Origin of the sequence: Halorubrum sp. GN12_10-3_MGM (assembly GCF_005435235.1) — an archaeon.
Lineage (GTDB): Archaea > Halobacteriota > Halobacteria > Halobacteriales > Haloferacaceae > Halorubrum > Halorubrum ezzemoulense.
This window is the reverse complement of record NZ_SGUB01000001.1, coordinates 139,044-160,491: the sequence shown is the minus strand read 5'-3', so window position 1 is coordinate 160,491 and position 21,448 is coordinate 139,044. Positions and strand designations below refer to the sequence as shown.

The 21,448-nt window shown below is 70.8% G+C and carries 24 protein-coding genes; 9 read left to right on the top strand and 15 right to left on the bottom strand.

Translation table 11 applies throughout. The features are described 5' to 3' along the window. Window positions 1–59: 59 nt before the first annotated feature. From EXE47_RS00860 to EXE47_RS00845, 4 genes are all read left to right on the top strand, one after another. The gene (locus tag EXE47_RS00860) at window positions 60–533 is read left to right on the top strand and encodes a chemotaxis protein CheW (RefSeq protein WP_049930396.1); all 474 of its coding nucleotides are present in this window, start codon (window positions 60–62) and stop codon (window positions 531–533) included. Window positions 534–645: 112 nt separating this feature from the next. Next, window positions 646–1,341 carry an ATPase domain-containing protein gene (locus EXE47_RS00855; RefSeq protein ID WP_049930394.1) on the top strand — a complete coding sequence of 232 codons (696 nt, stop codon included), beginning with the start codon at window positions 646–648 and terminating at the stop codon, window positions 1,339–1,341. Continuing rightward, the gene (locus tag EXE47_RS00850) at window positions 1,341–1,733 is read left to right on the top strand and encodes a hypothetical protein (protein WP_049930392.1); all 393 of its coding nucleotides are present in this window, start codon (window positions 1,341–1,343) and stop codon (window positions 1,731–1,733) included. The genes EXE47_RS00855 and EXE47_RS00850 overlap by 1 nt, the downstream gene beginning before the upstream one ends. A 43-nt stretch (window positions 1,734–1,776) precedes the next feature. Continuing rightward, window positions 1,777–2,385 (top strand): hypothetical protein, encoded by a 609-nt coding sequence (locus EXE47_RS00845; protein ID WP_137707949.1) that lies wholly within the window; start codon window positions 1,777–1,779, stop codon window positions 2,383–2,385. A 52-nt stretch (window positions 2,386–2,437) separates the two neighbouring features. Here the strand turns inward: EXE47_RS00845 and EXE47_RS00840 are convergent, their stop codons facing one another. Next, on the bottom strand, window positions 2,438–3,028 hold the full coding sequence (locus EXE47_RS00840) for a hypothetical protein (RefSeq protein WP_089308311.1): 591 nt from the start codon (window positions 3,026–3,028) through the stop codon (window positions 2,438–2,440). A 132-nt stretch (window positions 3,029–3,160) separates the two neighbouring features. On the opposite strand from EXE47_RS00840, the gene glmM reads away from it, so the two are divergent. Further along, window positions 3,161–4,525 (top strand): phosphoglucosamine mutase, encoded by a 1,365-nt coding sequence (gene glmM / locus EXE47_RS00835; protein ID WP_049930388.1) that lies wholly within the window; start codon window positions 3,161–3,163, stop codon window positions 4,523–4,525. Between the two features lie 308 nt (window positions 4,526–4,833). On the opposite strand, the gene EXE47_RS00830 is transcribed toward glmM, so the two are convergent. After that, complete coding sequence (locus tag EXE47_RS00830; RefSeq protein ID WP_089308312.1) at window positions 4,834–5,550, bottom strand: Sjogren's syndrome/scleroderma autoantigen 1 family protein; 717 nt, start codon at window positions 5,548–5,550, stop codon at window positions 4,834–4,836. Between the two features lie 88 nt (window positions 5,551–5,638). Beyond that, window positions 5,639–6,061 carry a Fe-S cluster assembly sulfur transfer protein SufU gene (gene sufU, locus EXE47_RS00825; RefSeq protein WP_049930385.1) on the bottom strand — a complete coding sequence of 141 codons (423 nt, stop codon included), beginning with the start codon at window positions 6,059–6,061 and terminating at the stop codon, window positions 5,639–5,641. An 82-nt stretch (window positions 6,062–6,143) separates the two neighbouring features. Between sufU and EXE47_RS18355 the strand changes: the two genes are divergently transcribed. Further along, window positions 6,144–6,281: a hypothetical protein gene (locus tag EXE47_RS18355; RefSeq protein WP_158093601.1), complete on the top strand. Its 138-nt coding sequence runs from the start codon at window positions 6,144–6,146 to the stop codon at window positions 6,279–6,281. Window positions 6,282–6,478: 197 nt separating this feature from the next. Here EXE47_RS18355 and EXE47_RS00820 read toward each other — a convergent pair whose 3' ends face one another. The 5 genes from EXE47_RS00820 to EXE47_RS18595 all read right to left on the bottom strand — a co-directional run bounded on the left by EXE47_RS00820 (window position 6,479) and on the right by EXE47_RS18595 (window position 9,656). Continuing rightward, window positions 6,479–6,865, bottom strand: coding sequence for a co-chaperone YbbN (locus EXE47_RS00820; protein ID WP_049930383.1), 387 nt, complete (start codon window positions 6,863–6,865; stop codon window positions 6,479–6,481). A 99-nt stretch (window positions 6,866–6,964) separates the two neighbouring features. Beyond that, on the bottom strand, window positions 6,965–7,180 hold the full coding sequence (locus EXE47_RS00815; protein WP_049930382.1) for a hypothetical protein: 216 nt from the start codon (window positions 7,178–7,180) through the stop codon (window positions 6,965–6,967). Then, window positions 7,177–8,967, bottom strand: a complete 1,791-nt coding sequence (locus tag EXE47_RS00810) for a b(o/a)3-type cytochrome-c oxidase subunit 1 (protein WP_086215828.1) — start codon at window positions 8,965–8,967, stop codon at window positions 7,177–7,179. Before EXE47_RS00810 ends, EXE47_RS00815 begins: the two co-directional genes overlap by 4 nt. After that, window positions 8,964–9,473 carry a cytochrome c oxidase subunit II gene (locus EXE47_RS00805; protein WP_007345352.1) on the bottom strand — a complete coding sequence of 170 codons (510 nt, stop codon included), beginning with the start codon at window positions 9,471–9,473 and terminating at the stop codon, window positions 8,964–8,966. Before EXE47_RS00805 ends, EXE47_RS00810 begins: the two co-directional genes overlap by 4 nt. 6 nt (window positions 9,474–9,479) lie before the next feature. After that, a complete protein-coding gene (locus EXE47_RS18595; RefSeq protein WP_007345353.1) occupies window positions 9,480–9,656 on the bottom strand; it encodes a hypothetical protein in 177 nt (58 codons plus the stop codon). A gap of 97 nt (window positions 9,657–9,753) precedes the next feature. Here EXE47_RS18595 and EXE47_RS00800 point away from each other — a divergent pair, with 97 nt between their 5' ends. Together EXE47_RS00800 and EXE47_RS00795 are read left to right on the top strand one after the other, a co-directional pair. Further along, window positions 9,754–9,954, top strand: coding sequence for a hypothetical protein (locus EXE47_RS00800; RefSeq protein ID WP_049930378.1), 201 nt, complete (start codon window positions 9,754–9,756; stop codon window positions 9,952–9,954). A gap of 70 nt (window positions 9,955–10,024) precedes the next feature. Next, window positions 10,025–12,466, top strand: a complete 2,442-nt coding sequence (locus EXE47_RS00795) for a cation-translocating P-type ATPase (RefSeq protein ID WP_137707948.1) — start codon at window positions 10,025–10,027, stop codon at window positions 12,464–12,466. Between the two features lie 17 nt (window positions 12,467–12,483). Here the strand turns inward: EXE47_RS00795 and EXE47_RS00790 are convergent, their stop codons facing one another. The 5 genes from EXE47_RS00790 to EXE47_RS00770 form a co-directional block, all read right to left on the bottom strand. Beyond that, window positions 12,484–13,038: a hypothetical protein gene (locus EXE47_RS00790; RefSeq protein ID WP_049930375.1), complete on the bottom strand. Its 555-nt coding sequence runs from the start codon at window positions 13,036–13,038 to the stop codon at window positions 12,484–12,486. A 114-nt stretch (window positions 13,039–13,152) separates the two neighbouring features. Beyond that, a complete protein-coding gene (locus EXE47_RS00785) occupies window positions 13,153–13,395 on the bottom strand; it encodes a SelT/SelW/SelH family protein (protein ID WP_049930374.1) in 243 nt (80 codons plus the stop codon). 78 nt (window positions 13,396–13,473) lie between these two features. Continuing rightward, entirely contained in the window at window positions 13,474–14,877 is a 1,404-nt protein-coding gene (locus tag EXE47_RS00780; protein WP_049930373.1) for a heme o synthase, read from the bottom strand. A 105-nt stretch (window positions 14,878–14,982) separates the two neighbouring features. Beyond that, entirely contained in the window at window positions 14,983–15,435 is a 453-nt protein-coding gene (locus EXE47_RS00775) for an adenylyltransferase/cytidyltransferase family protein (RefSeq protein WP_049930683.1), read from the bottom strand. Continuing rightward, a complete protein-coding gene (locus tag EXE47_RS00770) occupies window positions 15,432–15,947 on the bottom strand; it encodes a Mov34/MPN/PAD-1 family protein (protein ID WP_049930371.1) in 516 nt (171 codons plus the stop codon). Before EXE47_RS00770 ends, EXE47_RS00775 begins: the two co-directional genes overlap by 4 nt. 116 nt (window positions 15,948–16,063) lie before the next feature. On the opposite strand from EXE47_RS00770, the gene EXE47_RS00765 reads away from it, so the two are divergent. Next, window positions 16,064–18,010 carry a DHH family phosphoesterase gene (locus tag EXE47_RS00765; RefSeq protein WP_049930369.1) on the top strand — a complete coding sequence of 649 codons (1,947 nt, stop codon included), beginning with the start codon at window positions 16,064–16,066 and terminating at the stop codon, window positions 18,008–18,010. A 36-nt stretch (window positions 18,011–18,046) separates the two neighbouring features. On the opposite strand, the gene EXE47_RS00760 is transcribed toward EXE47_RS00765, so the two are convergent. Together EXE47_RS00760 and EXE47_RS00755 are read right to left on the bottom strand one after the other, a co-directional pair. Then, window positions 18,047–19,816 carry a phospholipase D-like domain-containing protein gene (locus tag EXE47_RS00760; protein ID WP_089308314.1) on the bottom strand — a complete coding sequence of 590 codons (1,770 nt, stop codon included), beginning with the start codon at window positions 19,814–19,816 and terminating at the stop codon, window positions 18,047–18,049. A gap of 90 nt (window positions 19,817–19,906) precedes the next feature. Beyond that, window positions 19,907–21,301: a HEAT repeat domain-containing protein gene (locus tag EXE47_RS00755; RefSeq protein WP_089308315.1), complete on the bottom strand. Its 1,395-nt coding sequence runs from the start codon at window positions 21,299–21,301 to the stop codon at window positions 19,907–19,909. Window positions 21,302–21,448 lie beyond the last annotated feature (147 nt).

The following is a 21,448-nucleotide window of genomic DNA, read 5'->3' as shown; positions in this document are numbered from 1 at the left end:
TAATCACCCCTGATAATTCAGGGAACACGGTTATTTGTCGGTTCACCGCAGGTACGGGCATGGCAGCCACAGAGGCGGACGCCGAACCGACCAAGGTGCTGGAGTTCGGCCTGGGCGACGGGACGTACTGTCTGGACATCGGCGTCATCGACGAGATCGTCGACGCCGGCGAGCTCACGCGGATCCCCAACTCGCCGGACCACGTCGAGGGCGTCATGGACCTCCGCGGCCGGACGACGACGATCGTCGACCCGAAGACGCTGTTCGACATCGACGAGGCCGGTCCGCGAGAGCGGATCGTCGTCTTCGACGACGACGAGATCGACGAGGGCGGCACGGTCGGCTGGATGGTCGATGAGGTGTTCCAGGTTCGCGACGTCTCGCCCGAGGACGTCGATCAGAGCACTACCGTCGAGGACGAGGGCGTCCGCGGTATCGTCAAGTCGGACGACCGGTTTGTCGTGTGGGTCTCGCCGGACGTCGACGAGGCCATCGCAGGCGACCTCGACGACGTCGAGGCCGCGGAAGCGTAGCCGAGAGGGCGGAGCGAGCGCCGGGCGACCGCGTCGGCGTCCGCCGGCGATCGGTTCTCACGGGTGAGAACCGGGTGCCAACGCTTATCAGCCGTCCAACGGGTCCCTACGTATGCGCGTCTCAAGCGGCGTCCCGGGGTTCGACGACCTCGTCGACGGCGGGTTCCCCGAGGACCGCCTCTACGTTGTCAGCGGCCCGCCCGGGAGCGGGAAAACGACGTTTTGCTCACAGTTCGCGGCCCAAGGCGCTCGGAACGGCGAGGACGTCCTCTACATCAGCATGCACGAGACGAAGGACGGGATCCGCGAGGACATGAGCGGCTACGACTTCGGGTTCGACCGCGCGCTCGACTCCGACCGCGTCACCTTCCTCGACTCCTTCTCGTCGGACGGCCGGCGCTTCTTCGGGCTCCCCGGCGACCGCCGCGACCGCTCGGGGGTCACCAACCGGCTCACCGGGTTCATCAACTCCCGCGACATCGACCGCGTCGTCTTCGACTCGACGATGCTGCTGCGGTTCCTCTTAGACGACGACGAGGACACGATGATCCAGCTGCTCTCCTCGCTGAAGCGGACCGACGCGACGACGCTTCTGATCTCCGAGATGACCGACCCGAGCGCGTACTCCGAGGAGCACTACCTCGCGCACGGCGTCGTCTTCATGCACAACTACCTCGAAGACGAGGGGATGCGCCGCGGGGTCCAGGTGCTGAAAATGCGGGGAACGGACGTCGACACCGACATCCAAGACGTGGAGTTCACCGACGGCGGGCTCCGCGTCGGCCCGGCGGCGACGGTGACGCACTGATGTACGACCGCACGTTCGGCACGGAGTGGGACGACCTCTCCCGCGAGGAGGCGGTCGAGCGCGCCTTCGCGCTGGGCGTCGCGGCCGGCGTCGACAACCCCCGCCCGGAAGAGCTCGACCGCGTGCTGGAGACGTTCTCGGGGAGCTACGACCGGAGCATCGTCGAGCTGGCCTACGACGAGGGGCGAACGAAGGCGCTGGAGGCGAAAGCGGAGCGGGACGACCCGGAGGACGAGGCTGTCTGGTCGTCGCTCGTCGACGGCGCCGGCGCACCGCGCGAGTCTCCGGTGCCGGCCGCGCTCCCCGGGGCGATACGCGAACTGACACTCACCGACGGGCCGCGGGAGGGCCCGCCCTCGTCGCTCGACCTCCCCTCCATGCTTCGAAAGTGATCCCTCGGAAGGGTTTTACCCGACACACTCTCACGTCCACAAAATGACTGTGCTTCCCGACGCTGTCCGCGGTGCCGACAGCGTCCTCATCAGCGGTCCGCCGATGAGAGGGAAGTACGACCTGTTCAACCGGCTGCTCGCAGGGTGGTCCACGGGCCCGGTCGTGATCTCGACGGGACGGACCGCGGAGAAGGTCCGCGAGGACTACGAGGAGCTGACGGGGGCGGACGGCGACGACGTGGTCGTCATCGACTGCGTCACCCACGAGCAGGGCGACAAGCGCGAGGACACGCCGGCGACGAAGTACGTCGCCAGCGCCGGCAACCTCACCGACATCGGGATCAAGTTTACCGACATCGTCGAGTCCTCCGTGGGCCGCGACCGCGCAGTCGGCGTCTACTCGCTGTCCCAGCTGTTGATGTACTGGGAGCCAGAGCGTATCTACCGGTTCACCCGGGTAATGACCTCGCAGACCTCCGGCGAGGGGTGGCCGTTCGTCGGGGTCGTCGGCTCGACCGCCCACGACGAACAGGTCGTTCACACCCTCCACGAGCCGTTCGAGGTCGTCGTCGAGACCCGCGTCGACGACGACGCGCGGGAGTTCCGCGTCCGTGGCCGGGTCGGCCAGCCGTCGGACTGGGAGCCCTTCTGAGCCGGGAGCCGCACCGTGGCCCGAGATCCCCGCGGCTCGCGTCGAACCGGCCTCACCCCACCAGTTCGAACTCCGCGCCGATCGGGGGCGCGTCGACGAGCCCCCAGTAGACAAACCGGTAGGTGCCGTCGCCCAGCGGCGGGCAGACCTCCAAGTCGACGCCGTCGACCGCGTCGGCGATCGCCGACTCGGTCAACGTGATGTCCCAGGAGTACGCCGAACTCGTGTCGAGCGACGCCTCGGTCCGGAGGAGTTCGACCGCCTCGCCCGAGGTGGAGCCGCGGATGTCGAGCCACCCCTCCCCCGTCTCGCGCTGGAGCGAGTAGGCGGATTCGCCGAGCGTGGCGGCGGGAGCGTCGCCGGTGTTCCGGAGGACGAGCCGGAGCGACTGGCCGTACGTCTCGGTCGCTCCCTCCGTGGAGAGCTCAACGGTCGTCTCGTCCGTCTCGACGAGGGTCTCGGTGACCGACGCCTCGAACGGCTGACCGAGGCGGACGAACCCGTCGTCGTCGCAGGTCAGCGTCGCCGGCGTTCCCTCCGGGCCCTGCGGTCCGTCGCCCGCCGCGAAGTCGAGACAGCCCGCCGTCGCGACGGACAGGGCGAGCGCGCTCCCGGCGAGCGCGTCGCGTCGCGTGTGGTCCATACGGGTCGAACGAACGCCACCGGCATGAACCGCACGCGTCGTCGCGGGAACGACCGCGGATGTCGGTCGAGCGACACGCGACCGGCCGAGCGGTTCGGAACCGCTTTCCCCTCGGCCGGCGGATGGCCCCGCATGGAGCTGTTCGGATCGAGTGGCATCCGCGGGGTCGCGCTGCGGTACCTCACGCCCGCGCTCGTCCTCGACATCGCGAAGGCGGCCGGAACGGTGTGGGACGCCGACCGCGTCGCCGTCGCGCGCGACACGCGGACCACCGGCGAGCTGTTCGCGAACGCGGCCGCGAGCGGCCTCGCCGCGGTCGGCTGCGACGTCGACCGCCTCGGCGTCGTGCCCACGCCCGCGGTCGGGAACTACTGCGAGGCCGACGGGGTCCCCGCGGTCCTCGTCACCGCCTCGCACAACCCGCCGGAGTTCAACGGCATCAAGCTGGTGGGCGCCGACGGCGTCGAGCTCTCCGTCGACGTGTTAGAGCGCATCGAGCGGCGCGTCCTCGACGACGAGTACGACCACGCCGACTGGCGGTCGGCCGGCGCGACGACGCCGATCGATGGCGCCGTCGACGACTACGCCGACCAACTGACCGCTGCGGTCGACCGCGAGGCGGTCGCGGACGCCGACCTCACGGTCGCAGTCGACCCCGGTCACGGCGCGGCCTCGGTCGCGTCCCCCCGGATCTACCGCGAACTCGGCTGCGAGGTGTTGACGGTGAACGCGACGCCGGACGGCCACTTCCCCGGCCGCGACTCCGAGCCGGTCCCCGAGAACCTCGCGGACCTCTCGCGGCTGGTCGCGACCTCCGACGCCGACGTGGGGATCGCGCACGACGGCGACGCAGACCGTGCCGTCTTCGTCGACGAGCGGGGGCGGTTCGTCGACGGCGACACCTCCTTCGCGGCGCTGGCGGACGCCTGTCTCGAACCGGGCGACGCAGTCGTTAGCGCGGTCAACGTCTCCCAGCGGCTCGTCGACGTCTGCGCCGCCAACGACGCCGACCTCGAACTGACGCCCATCGGCGCGACGAACATCATCACCCGGACGCGCGACCTCCACGACGAGGGGGTCAACGTCCCCATCGCGGGCGAGGGGAACGGCGGGCTGTTCTTCCCGCCGTACCGGCTCTCGCGGGACGGGGCGTACATCGGCGCGCGCTTCCTCGAACTGCTCGCGGCCGCGGACGGCGCGCCCGTCAGCGAGGTCGTCGCGCCGTACACCGACTACCACTTCGTGCGGGAGAACGTCGAGTACGCGGACGACGACGAGCGCGACGAGATGCTCTCGGCCGCCCGCGCCTACGTCGAGACCGCCGACGCGGAGCCGAACACGACGGACGGCTATCGGCTCGACTACGGCGACGCGTGGGTGCTGGTCCGCCCCTCGGGCACCGAGCCGAAGATCCGGATCTACGCCGAGTCCGCCGACGCCGACCGCGCCGAGCGGCTGGCGGCGGACATGCGCGTCGCCGTCGAGAGCGGGCGGTAGCGCAGGCTATTTGATAATCGAAACTGCGGTGGCGCGTGCCTACGAGCGGCCGCCACCGGCGGCCGCGAGACAGCACGCGCGAGGGACGCGGCGACCGGAGCGAAGCGGAGGGAGCCGCGAGGTTGGGGAGGCGTGAGGCGCGGTCGCGGGGCTTTGGCGGTGATTGCCGGCGATCCGCAGTCGATTACTCATAAACGGTCGGCCGAGACTCTGGTGGGGCTCGCCGCCGATCTACCGGGATCAGGTTGTTAACCGACAGCCGAGACCTCGACCGCGGCCGCGACACGGAGACGTGTTTATAAGTAGCGTCAGTCCAGCGCCGCCAGCGCCTCGGCCGCCTCGCGGGCCGCTTCGAGGTGGTCGCGGGCGCGCCGCGGGTCGTCCGTCTCCTCGGCGGCACGGGCGAACCGCGTCAGCGTCCGGGTCAGCGACGCGCGGGCGGCGCCGACGCCCTCGGCGTCGTCCGTCAACTGAGGCGGGGTGGGTCGCCCGGACTCGGGCGGTCGGGAGTCGGGCCGCCGCGGCTCGGGCCGCTGGGAGTCGGACTGCTGCGGCGGCGCTGACCCCTGCGGCGGCGCCGACCCCTGTGACTGCACGGCGGCCGAGCGGGAGGGCCGCGGCCCCGCGCTCTCGGTCGCACCGGACTCGGTCGTGGCGGGATCGGTCACACCGGAGTCGGCACCCACCGAGCCGTTCTCGGCGACGCCGTCCGCCGCGCCGGCGTCCACGTCCGGCGGGGCTCCCGTCGCCTCGGTGCCTCCCGCCGCGTCCGGCTCCGCCGCGGTCCCGGTCGCCTCGTTCGCCCCCGCCGCGCCGCCGGCCTCGTTCCCGCAGGTGGGACAGAACTCGCGACCGTCGTGACGGAAGATGGGGTCGCCGCACTCCTCGCAGTGGCGGTTCGTCATCGTCGCGCCCTTCAGGAGGAGCTCGGACATCCGCTGGGTGTGCTCGCGCTTCTGCTCGTCGTCCGCGAACTTCTCGCGGAGCTTCTCGCGTTCCGCCTCCTTGTCGAAGTCGTCGCTCATGGGCTGACGAACGTGGTTCGCGGGCAAAAGTCCGGTGGGCTCGGGACGAGCCGTGGCGGGAGCCGACGGGCGCCGTCGGCCCGCGGGCTCACTCCTCGGTGACCGTCCGGTCGTCGGGGTCGAGCTCGCCGCGGTGGATCTTCGCGCCGTCCTGCGCGACCTGTCGCCCCAGCACCGCGCACTTCACGCGCATCGGCGAGATGTCGACGCCGAGCATCTCGGTGACGTCGTCGGTGTCGAGCCCGTCGAGTTCGTCGACGTTCATCCCGTGGAGCCGCTCCGAGAGCATGCTCGCGGAGGCCATCGAGATGGCGCACCCGTCGCCCGTGAACCGCACCGCCTCGATCGTCTGCTCCTCGTCGTCGAGGTCCACGTCCATCCGGATCGTGTCGCCACAGGAGGGGTTCTCGCCGACGTGCGTGAAGTCCGGATCCTCGAGTTCCCCGTAGTTTCGCGGGTTCTTGTAGTGGTCGAGGATCTGCTGTCGGTACATGTCCGAGCCCAGTCCCATACTGGCGCACAGTACGCCGCTCCGGCTCAAAAGGGTTCCGTCGAGCGCGATCGTTTATAAATAGGTGAGAGCCAAACGACGAGTGAGTACGGAAAGTGCGGTGGCGCGCACCTGCGAGCGGCCGTCAGCGGCGGCCGCGAAGCCAGCACGCGCGAGGGAGGCGGCGGGCCGGCGCGGCGGCGCCCGCGCCGGTGCGTCCGCCGAGGCTGGGGAGGTGTGAGGTGCGGGGCCGAGCGGTACGGGGTGGCACTCGAAGGGGCAGTCGTGAGGCGGGCAAAGGCGGTGTACGTACCACAGCGACAGAGTGGAGCGACTGAGCGAGGAACGCAACGAGCGTGCGCCCGGCTCGCGACTGGGGCTTCAGTGGTGTCCGTCGGCGACCCCCGGAACGAGTCCGAACCGACACATCAGCCTCGGTCAGGCCGCGTGCTCGTCGACCCACGCCGTCAGGTCGTCGCCCGAAATGAACCCGTCGGCGCGCCGCGCGACCGGCTCGCCGTCGACGAAGAGGACGAACAGCGGGACGCTCCGCACGTCGAACCGCTCGACCAGCGGCGGGTCGTCGCGGGGATTCACCAGGCCGACCGCCAAGTCGGCCTCGGCGCCGCGGGCCACGTTCCCGATCACCGGCTCCATGCTGGCACAGATGCCGCAGCCGTCGGTGTAAAACTCCACGAGCGCGGCGTCCGCGTCGGCGACGAAGGCGTCGAGAGCGTCCTCGTCCGCGAGCGAAACGGGCCGGTCGGTGCCGGACGATCCGGAGGAGGGCGCCTCGGAGGCGTTCGAGGCAGTATTGGATTCCATACGCATTATTGGGCGTCGACGGTGATAACTGCTTCCGTCGACGCGGTCGGCGTCGGAGAGAAGAGCGCGAGGGCGCGTCGGCGGGAATGACCGGCGTCGCTACGCCGGTTCGTCGGGCTCGGGCTCGGTCCGCCACCCGCCCTTCAGCGTGACGTACCAGACGGAGGCCCCGGCGAGGACGAAGACGGCCCCCATGTACGGGATGATCGGCAGCTCGACACCGACGAAGTCGAGCACGGTCCGGAGCTCGTAGACGATCACGCCGAAGATCGCGAGCGTCACGAGCAGCCCGCCGCGAGAGATGTCGACGCTCATCGGACCACCTCAATGAGCGAGGCCGAGAGGTCGGCGACGGCGCCGAACAGCGGGGCGGCCGCGTCCGCCAGCGCGTCGAACAGCGGCGCGAGCCACACCGGATAGGTGCCGACGCCCGGTCCGAGCAGTCCGCCGCGGTTGATGATCGCCGCGATCGGCAGCGCGTACGCGAGGACGACGAGCGTGAGCGCGATGCCGACCCACAGGCGGAGGTTATCGAGCACCTGCGGCGCGTCCTCCGCGCCGGAGACCGGACTGGGGAGCGGCTCCGCGAGCCCGGACACCTTCGGGTTCCCCATCGTCAACACGAGGTTCCCGAGGAAGAGGATCGTCGAGACGAAGAGCAGGGTCCCGCCGATCGCGATCTGGATGTTGAGCTCCTCGAAGCCGCCGAACATCGTCGGGTAGTCGAAGCCGGAGTACTCCGGCTCGGCGGTGCGTCGCGGGACGCCGAGGAGCCCCTGCGCGTGCATCGCGTTCGACATCAGCGCCATGCCGATGAACCAGAGGACGACCTGGAACAGCCCGATCTGGCTGCTGTAGATCGGCTTGTTGCTGATCTGCGGCCAGATCCAGTAGGTCCCGGCCATCATCGTCAGCGCGACCGCGGTCCCGACGGTGAGGTGGAAGTGACCCGGCACCCACAGCGTGTTGTGGATGAGATAGTTGATGTTCATCCCGGCGTTGACCATGCCCGAGAAGCCGCCGGCCGCGAACATCAGGCCGGCAAGCATCATGCCGGTGAACTCCGGCTTGCGCCACGGGAGGTTCGTGAGCCAGCCTAACAGCCCGGTGCCGCCGCGCTGACGGGCGCCGTACTCGACGCTCGCGACGACCGTGAACGCGGTGAGCAGGCTGGGCAACAGCAGGAACATCGTGTTCGTCATCGAGATGAACTTGAACCCCTCGGCGATCCCCGGGTCGAGGTACTGGTGGTGGATCCCGACCGGCGTCGAGAGGAGAACGAACAGCACGAACACGACCCGGGCCAGCGGGTCGCTGAAGAGGCGGCCGCCGGCGATCTTCGGCAGGACGGTGTACCAGAGCATGTACGCCGGCATGAGCCAGAAGTAGACGACCGGGTGGCCGAAGAACCAGAACAGCGTCCGGGTGAGCGTCGGGTTCACCTGGTCGATGAAGCCGAGCGACCACGGGAGCAGGAACAGCAGGACGGAGGCGGCGACGGCGGACGAGGCGATGTACCACATCGTCATCGTCGTCAGCACCATGAACGTCTGGAGCGGGATCCGCTCGTCGGGGTGCTCGCGCCGCCACGCGAGGAACGTCCGGAACCAGTCGGCGCCCGCGATCCACGTCCCGACGATGAACACGGTGAGCCCGGCGTAGAACAGCGGGTGCGCCTGAAGCGGCGCGTAGAACGTGTACAGCACGTCCGCGCTCATGTCGATGGAATCGACGAACCCGGCGAGGATCGAGATCCCCGTGAGCGTCATGCCGGTCGCCATCAGCCCGTACCACGTCCACGTGATCTTGATGTTCAGGAGCGGCCGGTCCAGACTGCGCGTCAGCGCCCAGGTGAACAGCCCGACGAGGAAGAATATCGTGAAGCTGATCACCATGAACACGCCGTGCGCGGTGAGGACGGTGTAGTAGTCGGTCGAGGGGATGATCCGCGCGACGTCGGTCCGGTGGAGCGTCTGGATGATCCCGAAGATCGCGCCGAGCAACAGGGCGAAGAAGGAGCTCAGGAAGGCCGCGCGGACGACCCTCGCCTCGTCCGGGAACTTGTCGACGAACGTCTGTTCGGACTCGATGGCGGTGCTCATTCTGAGTCACCTCCGCGGCTCTCGAACTCCGACTGGCTCACGACGTTGATCTTTCCTTCCATGACGTGGTGACCGGCGCCGCAGTACTCGTTACAGACGAGCCCGTACTCCGTCGGCTCCTCGGTCTCGACCGTGATCTCCGAGACCTCGCCGGGGACGGCCATCGTGTTCGCACTCGTGCCGACGACCTCGAAGCCGTGTATCACGTCGCGAGAGGTGACGTGTAACGTCACGGTGCTGTTCGCCGGCACGACGATCGGAGACGGTTCGAAGCCGAACTGGTAGGCGACGATGTACGCCTCGTACTCGTTTTCGCCCACCTGCTCGACGCGGGGCTCGGAGAACCGCTCGTCCTCGTCGAGCGCCGCGGCGTCGACCGTCGACTGCGAGTCGGCGACCATCGCCACGCCGGGACCGACCGCCCCGTAGGTCACGGTGCCGATGAGCGCGAGAATCAGGACGATCGACAGCGCGAGCCAGAGCTTCTCGTAGGCGTGAATGTGCACGTGTGATCACCCCACCACGACGAGGTCCCGGCCGAGGAACTCTACGAAGTAGATGTACACCCACGCGAGTACCAAGATTGCGAAGTAAATTCCGATGAGCGTGAGCGTGCCGATCGGGTCGAAATCCTCTCCCTCGCCGCCGACATCGTCAGTCGGAGCGTTTGCTGCCTCACTTTGGCCCATAGGCGACTTTGACAGTAGAGAGCCATATAAGATCTACCCGTTCTCGCACCCTGAAAACACGGGTGTTATATATTTCCGGCGAGCGCATGGTTACGGCATGGACTTCTCGATCCAACAGGCCGTACTCCTCGTCCTCGGCGGACTCGTCCCCGCGATGGTGTTCATCGCCGATCGGGCGGAGTTCGTCGTGGCGGTGACGCTGGTGAACGTCCTGCTCATCTGGGGGAGCCTCCGGATCGCGACCGGCGGGGCCCTCCCGGGGTTCGCCGGCGACTCGGCCGACTCCGAGCACGCGTAATCGATCACGAACCGCGGGACCCGCCGCCCCCGGTCCGCGGACCGCCCCACCGACCGCGAACGGACCACCAATGACAGGCTGTACGCTCTGTGACCTCCCGACTGGGGACGACCCGCACACCGCGCCCGACGTCGACGGCGAGTTCTGCTGCCGGGGCTGTCTGACCGTCGCGCGGTCGCTGGACGACGTCGAGGACCTCGACGACCTCGACGAGCAGCGGCCGGACGCGACGCCGGGCGACGAGTTCGACGGCGAGACGACGTTCCTCCACGTCGACGGGATGCACTGCGCCACCTGCGAGTCGTTCCTCGAGATGACGGCCGGCGAGCAGGAGGGGGTCGCGGCCGCCGAGGCGAGCTACGCCACGGACACGATCCGGGTCGACTACGACCCCGACGCCGTGAGCGCCGAGGAGCTTCCCGGGCAGCTCTCGGTCGCGGGCTACTCGGCGAGCGACCGTGCGGACCCGGACGCGGAGGACAACGACGCAGTCGTGCGATTCCTGATCGGCGGCGGGTTCTTCGGCATGATGGCGATGCTGTGGTACGTCCTCTTCCTGTATCCGACCTACTTCGGGTACGAGCCGATACTCGACTTAGGCGGCGTCTCCGGGACGTACCTGTTCGCGCAGATCTGGGTGTTCGCCTCCATCGTCCTGTTTTACACCGGCTACCCGATCCTGCGGGGCGCGTACGTGAGCCTCCGGGCCCGGCAGCCGAACATGGACCTGTTGGTGTCGCTCGCGGCCGCGAGCTCGTACGTCTACAGCACGCTCGCGCTGTTCGTCGGCCGGACCGACCTCTACTTCGACGTGACCATCGCCGTCATCCTGGTCGTCACCGCCGGCAACCACTACGAGTCGATCATCAAGCGGCGGGCGACCGGCATGCTCGCCGACCTGACGACGACCGAGGACCGGACGGTGCGGACCGAGGCGGGCGAGACCGTCGCCGCCGACGCGGTCGACCCCGGCGACCGGCTGCTCGTGCGCCCCGGCGAGCGCGTGCCCTTCGACGGGACCGTCGCCGAGGGAACGGCCGCTGTCGACGAGGCGCTCGTCACCGGCGAGTCCCTCCCCGCCACGAAACGCGAGGGCGACGCGGTCCGGGGCGGGACCGTCGTCACCGACTCGCCGGTCGTCGTCAAGGTCGGCGAGGACGCGGCGAACACCCTTGACACCCTCGTGCGGCTGCTGTGGGAGATCCAGAGCTCGCGGTCCGGCGTCCAGCGGCTCGTCGACCGCTTGGCGACGGTGTTCGTCCCCCTCGTCGTCGCGGTCGCGACCGTCGGCGCCGCCGCGACGCTGGCGCTCGGGTCGGCGCCGATCGAGGCCGCGCTCGTCGGGCTGACGGTGCTCATCGTCTCGTGTCCGTGTGCGCTCGGCCTGGCGACGCCGCTCGCGGTCGCCGCCGGGATCCGCGACGCCGCGAACCGCGGCATCGTCGTCGTCTCCGACGCCGTCTTCGAGTCGGCGAGCGACGTCGACACCGTCGTCCTCGACAAGACCGGGACGCTCACCGACGGCGAGATGCGGCTGCTCGACGCGACGGCCGCGGCGGGGACGCCGGTCGACCGCGTGCGAGACCGCGCCGCCGCCGTCGAGCGCGCCTCGGTCCACCCGGTCGCCGAGGCGATCGTCTCCGGAGTGCTGGGGGACTCGGAGGGGCGAACTGTTGAGCGGCCGGCGACCGACGGCGGCGCGGCGACCGCGGCGGACTCGACCGCCGACGGCGTCGGCGAGACCGACGACGCGCCCGCCCCGAGCGGCCCGTCAGCGACGGACGTGGACGTCTTCGACCGCGGGGTCGCGGGGCGCGTCGACGGCGACGAGGTCGTCGTCGGCCACCCCGGCCTGTTCGACGAGCGCGGCTGGCCGATACCGGACACGCTCCGCGAGGCGGGAGCGACCGCCCGCGACCGCGGGAACGTGCCCGTCTACGTCGGCTGGGATGGTCGCGGCCGCGGCGTCCTGACGGTCGGCGACGAGGTGCGCGACGGGTGGGAGTCGGTGGTCGCCGACCTCGACGCGGACGGCCGTCGGGTGGTGGTGCTCACCGGCGACGCGCCCGCGGCCGCGAGGCGGTTCGCGGAGCACCCCGCGATCGACGAGGTGTTCGCCGAGGTGCCGCCGGAGGCGAAGGCCGAGACGGTCCGGCGGCTCGGCACCGACGGCTCGGTCGCGATGGTCGGCGACGGGAGCAACGACGCGCCGGCGCTCGCCGCGGCCGACCTCGGGGTCTCGATCGCCTCCGGCACCGACCTCGCCGCGGACGCGGCCGACGCCGTCCTCCTGGAGGACCGGCTCTCGGCGGTCCCCGAACTGTTCGCCGTCACGCGCGGGACGAACCGACGGCTGAAACAGAACCTCGGCTGGGCGTTCGTCTACAACGCGGTCGCGATCCCGTTGGCGTTATCCGGCGTCCTCAACCCGCTGCTGGCCGCGCTCGCGATGGCGTCGAGCAGCATCCTCGTCGTGACCAACTCCGCGCGTGCGGTGTTCGACCCCGACTGAGTCCGGCGTGGCCGGGGTCAGCTCTCCCCGTCTCCCGAGCCCGCGCTCCGATCGGCGCTCGCGGGGAGGAGGCGGCGCGCCAACGCCCCCAGGCGCTTGTACGCGAGGTTCACGTACAGTCCCGAGAGGAAGACGACGCCGGCGACGAGGGGCGCGTCGCCGGTCGTCCCGCCGAGAAGGATGTCGGAGAGCAGGTACACCCCGACGCCGAGCGGCAGGGCGGCCGGCAGCCGGAGGTTGTACCGGACGAGCGTGCCGACGGAGGCGTCGAACCGCTCGACGAGGGCGGTGAACACGAACCCCAGAGCGCCGAGCAGGCTGAACAGGGGGACGAACGGCGGAACGACTCCGGAACCGAGGCCGGCGAACCCGGGGAACGGGCCGTCGGTCACCAGCAGCGCCCCGGCGGCGAGGCCGACGGTGAGGAGCACGTCGGCGGCGATGACGCCGACGCCGAACCGCGACCGGTACCACGTCCGCGCGAGCCGCGACCGGTTCTCGGCGGCGGCGTCGACCGCCGGATCGCCGGGGGCGACCGCCTCGGTCCGGGTCCGTTCCGATGAGTCCGACATCGTCACCGAGATTTGTCGGCGAGTCGTAATTAGCTTGCGGCGTGAGAACAGTGATCAATGTAACCCGTCGAAGAGTCCTCCTCGGGCGTCTCCAGTCTGAGAACAGCCGAGTGACTACGCCGTCGCGCCGACGTGCGGCTTGACCGCGCGGACGATGGCGTCGACGTCGTACTCGTCTTCGGTCTTGTCGAAGACGACCTCGCCGTCAGCGCGGACGACGAACACGCCGTCGTCGCCGGTCACCAGAGCGACCTCGTCGACGCTCTCGCCGAACTGCTTGAGGATCGCCTCGGAGACGTCTCGGGCGCGGTTCAACATGCCACAGGGGACGCAGTACTCGACTTCAACGCGTGTCATGGCACAGCGTAGGACACGAACAGGATTAAAGGGACAGGTCCCGGTCGGTCGCGGCGCGCTCGCGACGATATCGCCGTGTCAGACCACCAGCGCGTCGAAGACGACGGCGAACAGCAACAGGCCGAGGTAGGCGTTCGAGGCGTGGAACGCGCGGAAGGCGGCCCCCTCGGTCTGCTCGTAGTGGAGCCGGACGACCATCCAGAGGAAGACCCCGCCGACGCCGACGCCGACGACCGCGTACAGCGCGCCGAGCGGGTCGGCGGCCGCGGCGAGCGCGACCGCGGCGACCAGCGTCGCGCCGAGGTACCAGAGGATGTGCCGACGCGTCGCGGTCTCCCCGCGGACGACGGGCATCATCGGGAAGCCGCCGCGCTCGTAGTCGTCCTTGTACGCCAGCGCGAGGTTGTAGAAGTGTGCGGGCGTCCACAGGAAGATGACCGCGGCGAGCAGCACCCCGCCGCCGCCGACCTCGCCCGTGACTGCGGCCCACCCGATGAGCGCCGGCAGCGCGCCGGCCGCGCCGCCGATGACGGTGTTTTGGACCGTGTTCGGTTTGAGGACGAGCGTGTAGACGACGCTGTAGAACAGTATCGCGACGAGCCCGAGCGCGGCCGTCAAGGAGTTCACCGTCCAGAACAGGCCGAGCGAGACGAGCGTCAGCAGACCGCCGAACGCGAGGGCGTGCGGAACGGGCACGAGGTCCGTCGCGAGCGGGCGGTCGCTGGTGCGTTGCATCCGCTTGTCCACGTCGCGTTCGAGGACGTGGTTGAACGTCCCGGAGGCGCCGATCGAGAGCGCACCGCCGGCGAGCGTCGCCGCCACGACGGGCGGCGTGAAACCGGAGCCGCCCGCCAGCGCCATCGCGGCCGCGGCGACGAGGCAGAGCAGCCACATCAGCCGCGGCTTCATCAGCCGGAAGTACGCGGTCGCGGTCGCCTTCAGCCGCGGGAGCGCCGCCGACGGGATGTCCGGTTCCGGGGCCTCCTCGACCGGCGGCAGGTCGTCGGTCCCGGGTTCGAACTCGTCGGGCGCGTCGTCCGGGTCGCCCGTCTCGGCCTCCAGCCACCAGGCGAGCGCGGCGAGGACGGCCCCGAAGATTCCGATACCGATCAGGAGGTGCGCGGAGCCGAGCGCGGCCGGGAGGTCGCCGAGCGCGACGAGCGCGCCAACGCCGGCCTGCGCGGGATAGACGACGAGCGCGACGGCGAGCGCGACCCTGACCCGGCGGTCGGCGCCGTCCCGCCACGCGAGCGCGGCGGAGAGCGCGACGAGGAGACCGACGACGGCGGCGAGGGCGCGGTGGCCGAGGGCGATCCACCCCTCGGTCGCCGTCGGGAGGGCGGCGCCGTTCCCGCAGGCCGGCCAGGCGCCGCAGGCGGTCGCCGCCTCGGTGAGCGAGGTGGTGGCGCCGACGACGACGAGCAGGTACACGCCCATCGCGGCCGCGGCCAACACCGCGGGGAATCTGTCTGGGAGCGTCACGTGGCGTGAATTACGAATCGGACCCATATATGTTCCGCGCTTCGACAAAACGGCGGCAAGCGGCGGGCGAAAACGCGGACCCGAGTGGATGGCGTCCGTCAGCGCTCAGTCCCGGTCCGCGTCCGCCTCGCCGCCGCGCTCTCGGAGGATCCGGTCGACGATGTCGCCGCTGGAGAGCAGTTCGTCCTCGTACTTCGGCTCGCGGCCGGACGCGCGCTCGACCCGGCAGTCGATACCCCGGTCCGCGAGCGCGTCGGCGATGTCGGCCTCGTCGTGGTGCTGGTCGAACCCCAACACGATCACGTCGGGGTCGAGCCGCTCGATGGGGACGAACACGTCCCCCGGATCGCCGAGGTGCGCCTCGTCGACCGCGTCGAGCGCCGCGACCATGTCGCGCCGTTGGCGGGCGCACAGCACCGGTGCGGGCTTGTGCGTGACGTTGGTCCGGCGGGCGACGATGGCGTGGAGCTCGTCGCCGCGGGCCGCGGCGTCCTCCAGGTAGTGGACGTGGCCGGGGTGGAGCAGGTCGAACGTCCCCTGCGCGACGACCCGCGTCATCGGAACCACGAGAGGAAGCCGCCGCGGTCGCGCTCGTCGAGCTCCCGGTCGATGTCCTCCTGGGTGAAATCGAAGAAGTGCTCGTCGGGCACCTCCACGTCGAGGACGTCGAGGGTGGTCTGTCGCCCCTCGTTGTCGAACGCCTTCCAGTCGCCCCAGCCGTAGGGGGCGCCGACGATGATGTGTACTTTCCCCTGCCCGAAGGTCGCGAGGTCGGCGTCGCTCGGCCGCAGCGCGCCGTTGGGGTGGGAGTGGACCGACCCGACCGCGCGCATGTCGTTCGGCTTCATGTGTGTCCGGACGCTGGCGCTCGTCGGGCTCGACTCCGTGCCCGGGATGACGAGCACGTCGGTGATCACCTGTCCGTCCCGGTCGAGATCGAGCTTCCGGGCGTCGTCCGCGCGGAGGAACCCCATGTACTCGTTGGGGTGCGTCTCCTCGCTCGCCTCGAGGACGAAATCCAGGGTCTCTCGGGCGATGCCGAGGAGCTCGTCCGAGCGGAACAGTCGCATAAGCGGGATAAGTCGCCGTCGCCTCATAGGGGTTCCGGACCGCGGAACGCGACGCGGACTCCCGGCCCGAGCCCCGAGAGAACAGGCTTAACACCGGCCGTTCCCGAAGGCTGCCCATGAGCGAAAACTTCGCCGGGGATTCCGGCACGCGGGGCGATTCGAGCCCCGAACCCGACGCCGACGCGGCGGAGGGGGCGGCCGACGACCGGCCGACCGTCTACGATCTGGCGCCGGACTGTACCCTCGAAGACGCCGCAGTCGACGAGCTGTACCACGCCGAAGTCAACGGCGTCGTCGACTACGGCGTGTTCGTCGACCTCTCCGACGCCGTGAGCGGGCTGGTCCACGAGTCGAACCTCGACGGCGACTACGCGGTCGGCGACCGGCTGATCGTCCGGCTCACCGAGGTCAAGGAGAACGGCGACGTGGCGTTCGACGACGTCGACCCCGACGACTACCGCACCGAGACGGTCGCCCACGAGCCGACGGTCTCTCGGGTCCGGGGCCTCACGCCGGGCGACGAGGTGACCGTCGAGGGCGAGGTCGTTCAGGCGAAACAGACGGGGGGTCCCACCGTCTTCGCCGTCGCGGACGCCTCCGGCGTCCTCTCCTGTGCCGCCTTCGAGTCCGCCGGGGTCCGGGCGTACCCCGAGGTCGAGGTCGGCGACATGGTCCACGTCTCGGGGGCGATCGAGAGCCGCGAGAACGCGCTCCAGTTGGAGGTCGACTCGCTGACGCGGCTCCCCGACGAGCGCGCCGCCGAAGCCCGCGATCGCTTCGAGGCGGCCCTCGACGAGCGCGCCGAGCCGGCCGACGTCGAGCCGCTCGTCGACTGGGAGGCGTTCGAGCCGATCCACGAGGACCTCCGCGAGCTCGCGCGGTTGCTCCGCCGGACGGTCCTCGCCGGCCGCCCGATCCGTGTCCGACACCACGCCGACGGCGACGGGATGTGCGCCGCGATCCCGGTACAGCTCGCCGTTGAGAACCTCATCGAGGAGGTCCACGGCGACCCCGACGCCGCCCGACACCTGTTCAAGCGGCTCCCGAGCAAGGCGCCCTACTACGAGATGGAGGACGTCACCCGCGACCTCAATTTCGCCTTGGAGGGCCGCGCGCGCCACGGGCAGAAGCTCCCCTTCCTCCTCATGCTCGACAACGGGTCGACAGAGGAGGACGTGCCGGCCTACGAGAACCTCGCGCACTACGACATCCCCATCGCGGCCGTCGATCACCACCACCCCGACCCCGAGGCGGTCGGGCCGCTGCTCGACGCCCACGTGAACCCCTACCTCCACGGCGAGGACTACCGGGTCACCACCGGGATGATGTGCGTCGAGCTCGCCCGGCTCGTCGACCCGTCGCTCACCGAGGAGCTCGAACACGTGCCGGCGGTTGCCGGCCTCTCCGACCGCTCGAAGGCGGAGGCGATGGACGACTACGTCGCGCTCGCCGAGGGCGCGGGGTACGACGAGTCCGACCTCCTCGACATCGGCGAGGCGCTCGACTACGCCGCCCACTGGCTCCGCTACTCCGAGGGGAAGACCCTGGTCAACGACGCGCTCAACGTCGGTTGCGACGACGAGGCGCGCCACGAGGAGCTCGTCGAGTTCCTCTCGGAGCGCGCCGAGCGCGACGTGGAGCGCCAGCTCGACGCCGTCGAGGACCACGTCGACCACGAGCGGCTCGCCTCCGGCGCGCACCTCTACCGGATCGACTTAGACGAGTACGCGCACCGATTCACCTACCCCGCGCCGGGCAAGACGACCGGCGAGCTCCACGACACGAGAGTGAAAGAGACCGGCGACCCCGTCATCACCATCGGCTACGGCCCCGACTTCTGCGTCCTCCGGTCCGACGGCGTCCGGCTCGACATCCCGAACATGGTGACCGAGCTGAACGAGGAACTCCCCGAGGCCGGCGTCTCCGGGGGCGGCCACCTCGTCGTCGGCTCGATCAAGTTCGTGAAGCGCCGCCGCAGCGAAGTGATCGAGACGCTGGTCGAGAAGATGGCGGGGGCGGAGATCGACGAGGCGCTCTCGTCGACGATCGCGCTCGACGACTGAGCCGACCGCCGCGGCCGTTCGCACCGACCTCGTTTCTCAGCCGAACGCGAGCTCCCGTCGAGCGACGGCGCCGGCTCCCGCGAGCGCGACGCCGAACCCGGCGACGAAGGCGATCGGAAGCTGGATTCCGCCGCCCCGCCAGTCGGCCGCGTACGCGCGAGCGTAGAAGTCGGCGACCGACTCGTTCTCGACCGCGAGCACCACCTCGCGGTTGTTCGTCTCCGCGCTCGGATTCCAGTTGAGGCTGCCGACGAGCGCCGTGTCGTCGACGACCAGCCCCTTCGCGTGGACCTTCTCGAACCGGCCGCGCGGCTCGGCGAGGTCGACGGCGATCGGCTCGTCCCTGAGCGACTCGGAGAGGTTCCGGTTCCCCTCCCGGTCGTACCACGCGTCCGAGAGCAGCAGGTGGACGTCGACCCCGCGGTCGGCTGCGCGTCGGAGCGCGCGGACGATCCGATCGTCGGGACCGCCGACCCGCGGCACGACCGCGAGCACCCGCTCGTCCGCGGCGTCGATCCGCGCGACGATCCGGTCGGCGGCGTTCCCCGGCGCGGTCAGGACGGTCACGTTCGCCGTGGCGGGCTTCGCGGGCGCGTCGAACCGCGTCGGGTACGAGCCGTTCACGCGCCCGCCGCCATGGAACTCGGTGTCGGCGCGGAAGGCGCGCCACGAGCGCGCGTCCCGCGCCCGGAAGTCCGCGGCGAACAGCGCGGCGAGGTCCTCCGCGACGAGCGCGTCGCGCTCGGTCCCGGGACCGCCCGCGTCCACGGTGTCGTCGCTTCCGACGACGACGCCCCAGCCGCGGTTGCTCCGCCCGCCCGTGCCGGACCGCTTCCAGTTCTCCGTGAGGACGACCGCGCGGTCGTCGGCGACCGCGTACTTCGGGTGGTGGAACCGGAACCGCTCGACCTCGCCGTCGAGGATCCGGACCTCGACGCCGGCGGCCGTCAACCGGTCGATCAGCTCCGCGCTCCGCGCCGGGAAACCGCCGACCGGCGACCCCTCCAGCAGCACGCGGACGCGGACGCCGCGGTCCGCGGCGGCGACGAGCGCGTCGGCGACCCGCTCCGAGGTCAGCGTGTAGCCGGCGACGAACAGGCGGTCCTCGGCGTCGCGGAGCGGCTCGACCGGCAGGCCGGGGCTGTCGGGGAGAACGAACGGCGTCACGGCGGCGTTCGCGGTCCGACGCGGCGACCGCCGTTCGTACCCGCGGGGTCGCCACTCCCCCCAGTCGGCGCGCCACCGGTGTCCCTCGGGCGCGCGGTCGTAGTCGACCGCGGCGACCGTCGTCCCGTTCCGGCGGAGCGCGATCCGGTCGCCCGACGCGGCGAGCGGGAAGTGGTCGTCGAGCGCGCGGAGCGTCGGGTCCCCGGTGCCGCCGTTGCCGGCGACCGCGGTCTCGTCGGCGAGCAGGGGCGTCGCGTTCGCGGGGTCCATCGAGAGGGCGACGACGCCGCTGGCGTTCGCCGGGACCTCCGCCTCGTGGTGTCCGTCGGCGAGCGACCAGTTCCCGCGCTCGGGGAGCCGGACGACGAGGTACTCGCCGCGGTTCTCCGCGGTCGTCGGGTTCGGGAACAGCTCGACGATCCGCGGCGTTGTGGACACGAGCGTCAGGTTCTCGGGGCTCTCGTTCGACGGTGCGGTGGCGGCGCCGCCGGGGTCGAGTCTGCCGACTCCCGGGCCGGTTCCGGCATCGCCAGCGACGGCGACCGGGACGACGGCCGCGGAGACGAGCAGTCCGAGCGCGACGACGGCGGCGACGCTCGCGGTCGAGTGGATCGGGACACGGAACGGAGCGGGTGACACGAGGGGAGTGCCCTCGGTATCGGTGAAAAGGGTCGGTCGAACGGCGGGCGGAGCGGGTCGGGTCAGGCGGTCCGCATCACGCGGGCCGCGTCAGGCGGTCGGCGCCGGTTCCGCCTCGTCGTCGAGCGCGTCCCGGGCCTTCTCGCCCTCGGTCGAGACGACGAAGGAGTGTTCGTCGGCGTACTCGGCGACCGCTTCGAGCGCCTCGCGGGTGCCGATCTGGCGGAGCGCCCAGCCGGCGGCCGCGCGGACGTCGTCGGACGGGTGCGCCTCGAGCGCGTCGGCGAGGGGGTCGACGGCGCGGGTGTCGCCGATCAGCCCGAGCGCGCGGGCGGCGTGGGGGCGGACGAGCTCGTCGGTGTCGCCGTCGGGGTCGAGCTGGTTCGCGAGCGGCTGGACCGCCTCGGACGCGCCGATTTCGCCGAGCGCCTTGAACACGACCTTCTGGAGCTGCGGGTTCGAGTCCTCGGGGACGTACTCGACGAGGGTGTCGGTCGCCTCTTCGGCCGCCATCGTCCCGAGGATCCGGATCGCGGGCTGGTCGCGCTTCTCGGCGCGGCCGAGGATCTCCTCGACCGACGCCTCGGTCTTGCCGCGCTTGCCCATCCGCTCGAACGCCTCCAGGCAGTGGCGCTCCATGAACTCGGACTGGAGCGAGTCGAGCGCGAGCAGGATCATGTCGACGTTGCCCCGCGCCTCGTGTTCCTTCAGCGCCGCCCACTCGACGGGGAAGTCCTTGTAGTGGCCGAGCACGTCGTAGTATCCCTGCGCACGGAGCTGCTCGTGGGTTTCGAGGTCGTCCCACTCCTCGGCGTCGTCGAGGCCGGCCTCCAGCTCGTCGGTCGCGTCCAGCAGCGCGGCGATGTCGTCGGCGTCGTCGTCCGCGTCGAGGTCGGCGTCAGTGACCGCGCCGGCGACCGCGTCGAGCGCCGCGACGAGCTGATCGACGGGGGCCGGCGCCGCGGCGTCGGCCGCCTCGCCTTCCGCGAGAAGCGCCTCGGGATCCTCGTCGGCGTCGCCGAGCGCGTCGTCGATCGCGTCGGCGGCCGCGTCGACGAACGACTCGACGGCGGCCGCGACGTCCTCGCGCCCGTCGTCGGTCCACTCCGTGTCTTCGACCGTCCCGGCGGCGGATTCGATCGCGTCGACGACGTCCTCCCCGTAGGGGCCGCGGGCGTCGTCCACGCCGTCGCGAAGCTCCGCGACGCGGTCTTCGAGGTCGCCGCGCGGGTCGTCCGCGTCCTCATCGTCCTCGTCCGGCTCGGGGAGGTCGGCCTCATCGATACCGGTCTCCGCGTCGGCTAAGAGCGCCTCAACGTCGTCGAGGTCGGCCTCCGTCTCGGCGGCCTCGAGGCGGTCGGCGATCTCGTCGAGGTACTCGGTGAGGGACTCCTCGGTCGCGTCGTCGGGGAGCGTCGGAGCGGCCGTCTCCGCCGGCTCGCCGTCGTCCGCGGCGTCGGCCGGGTCATCATCGCCGTTGCTCATATACCACGAACTCCGCGCGTAGTCCATTAAGAGGTTTCCCTTCGCGGGCGCCGGGCGGCCGCGTGCGGGGCACGGAGCGGCCGCGACCGGCGCGGCGTCCCTCCGTTCTCTGCTGTGCGGGTCGCGGTAGATCCCCGCGCTTGGTGG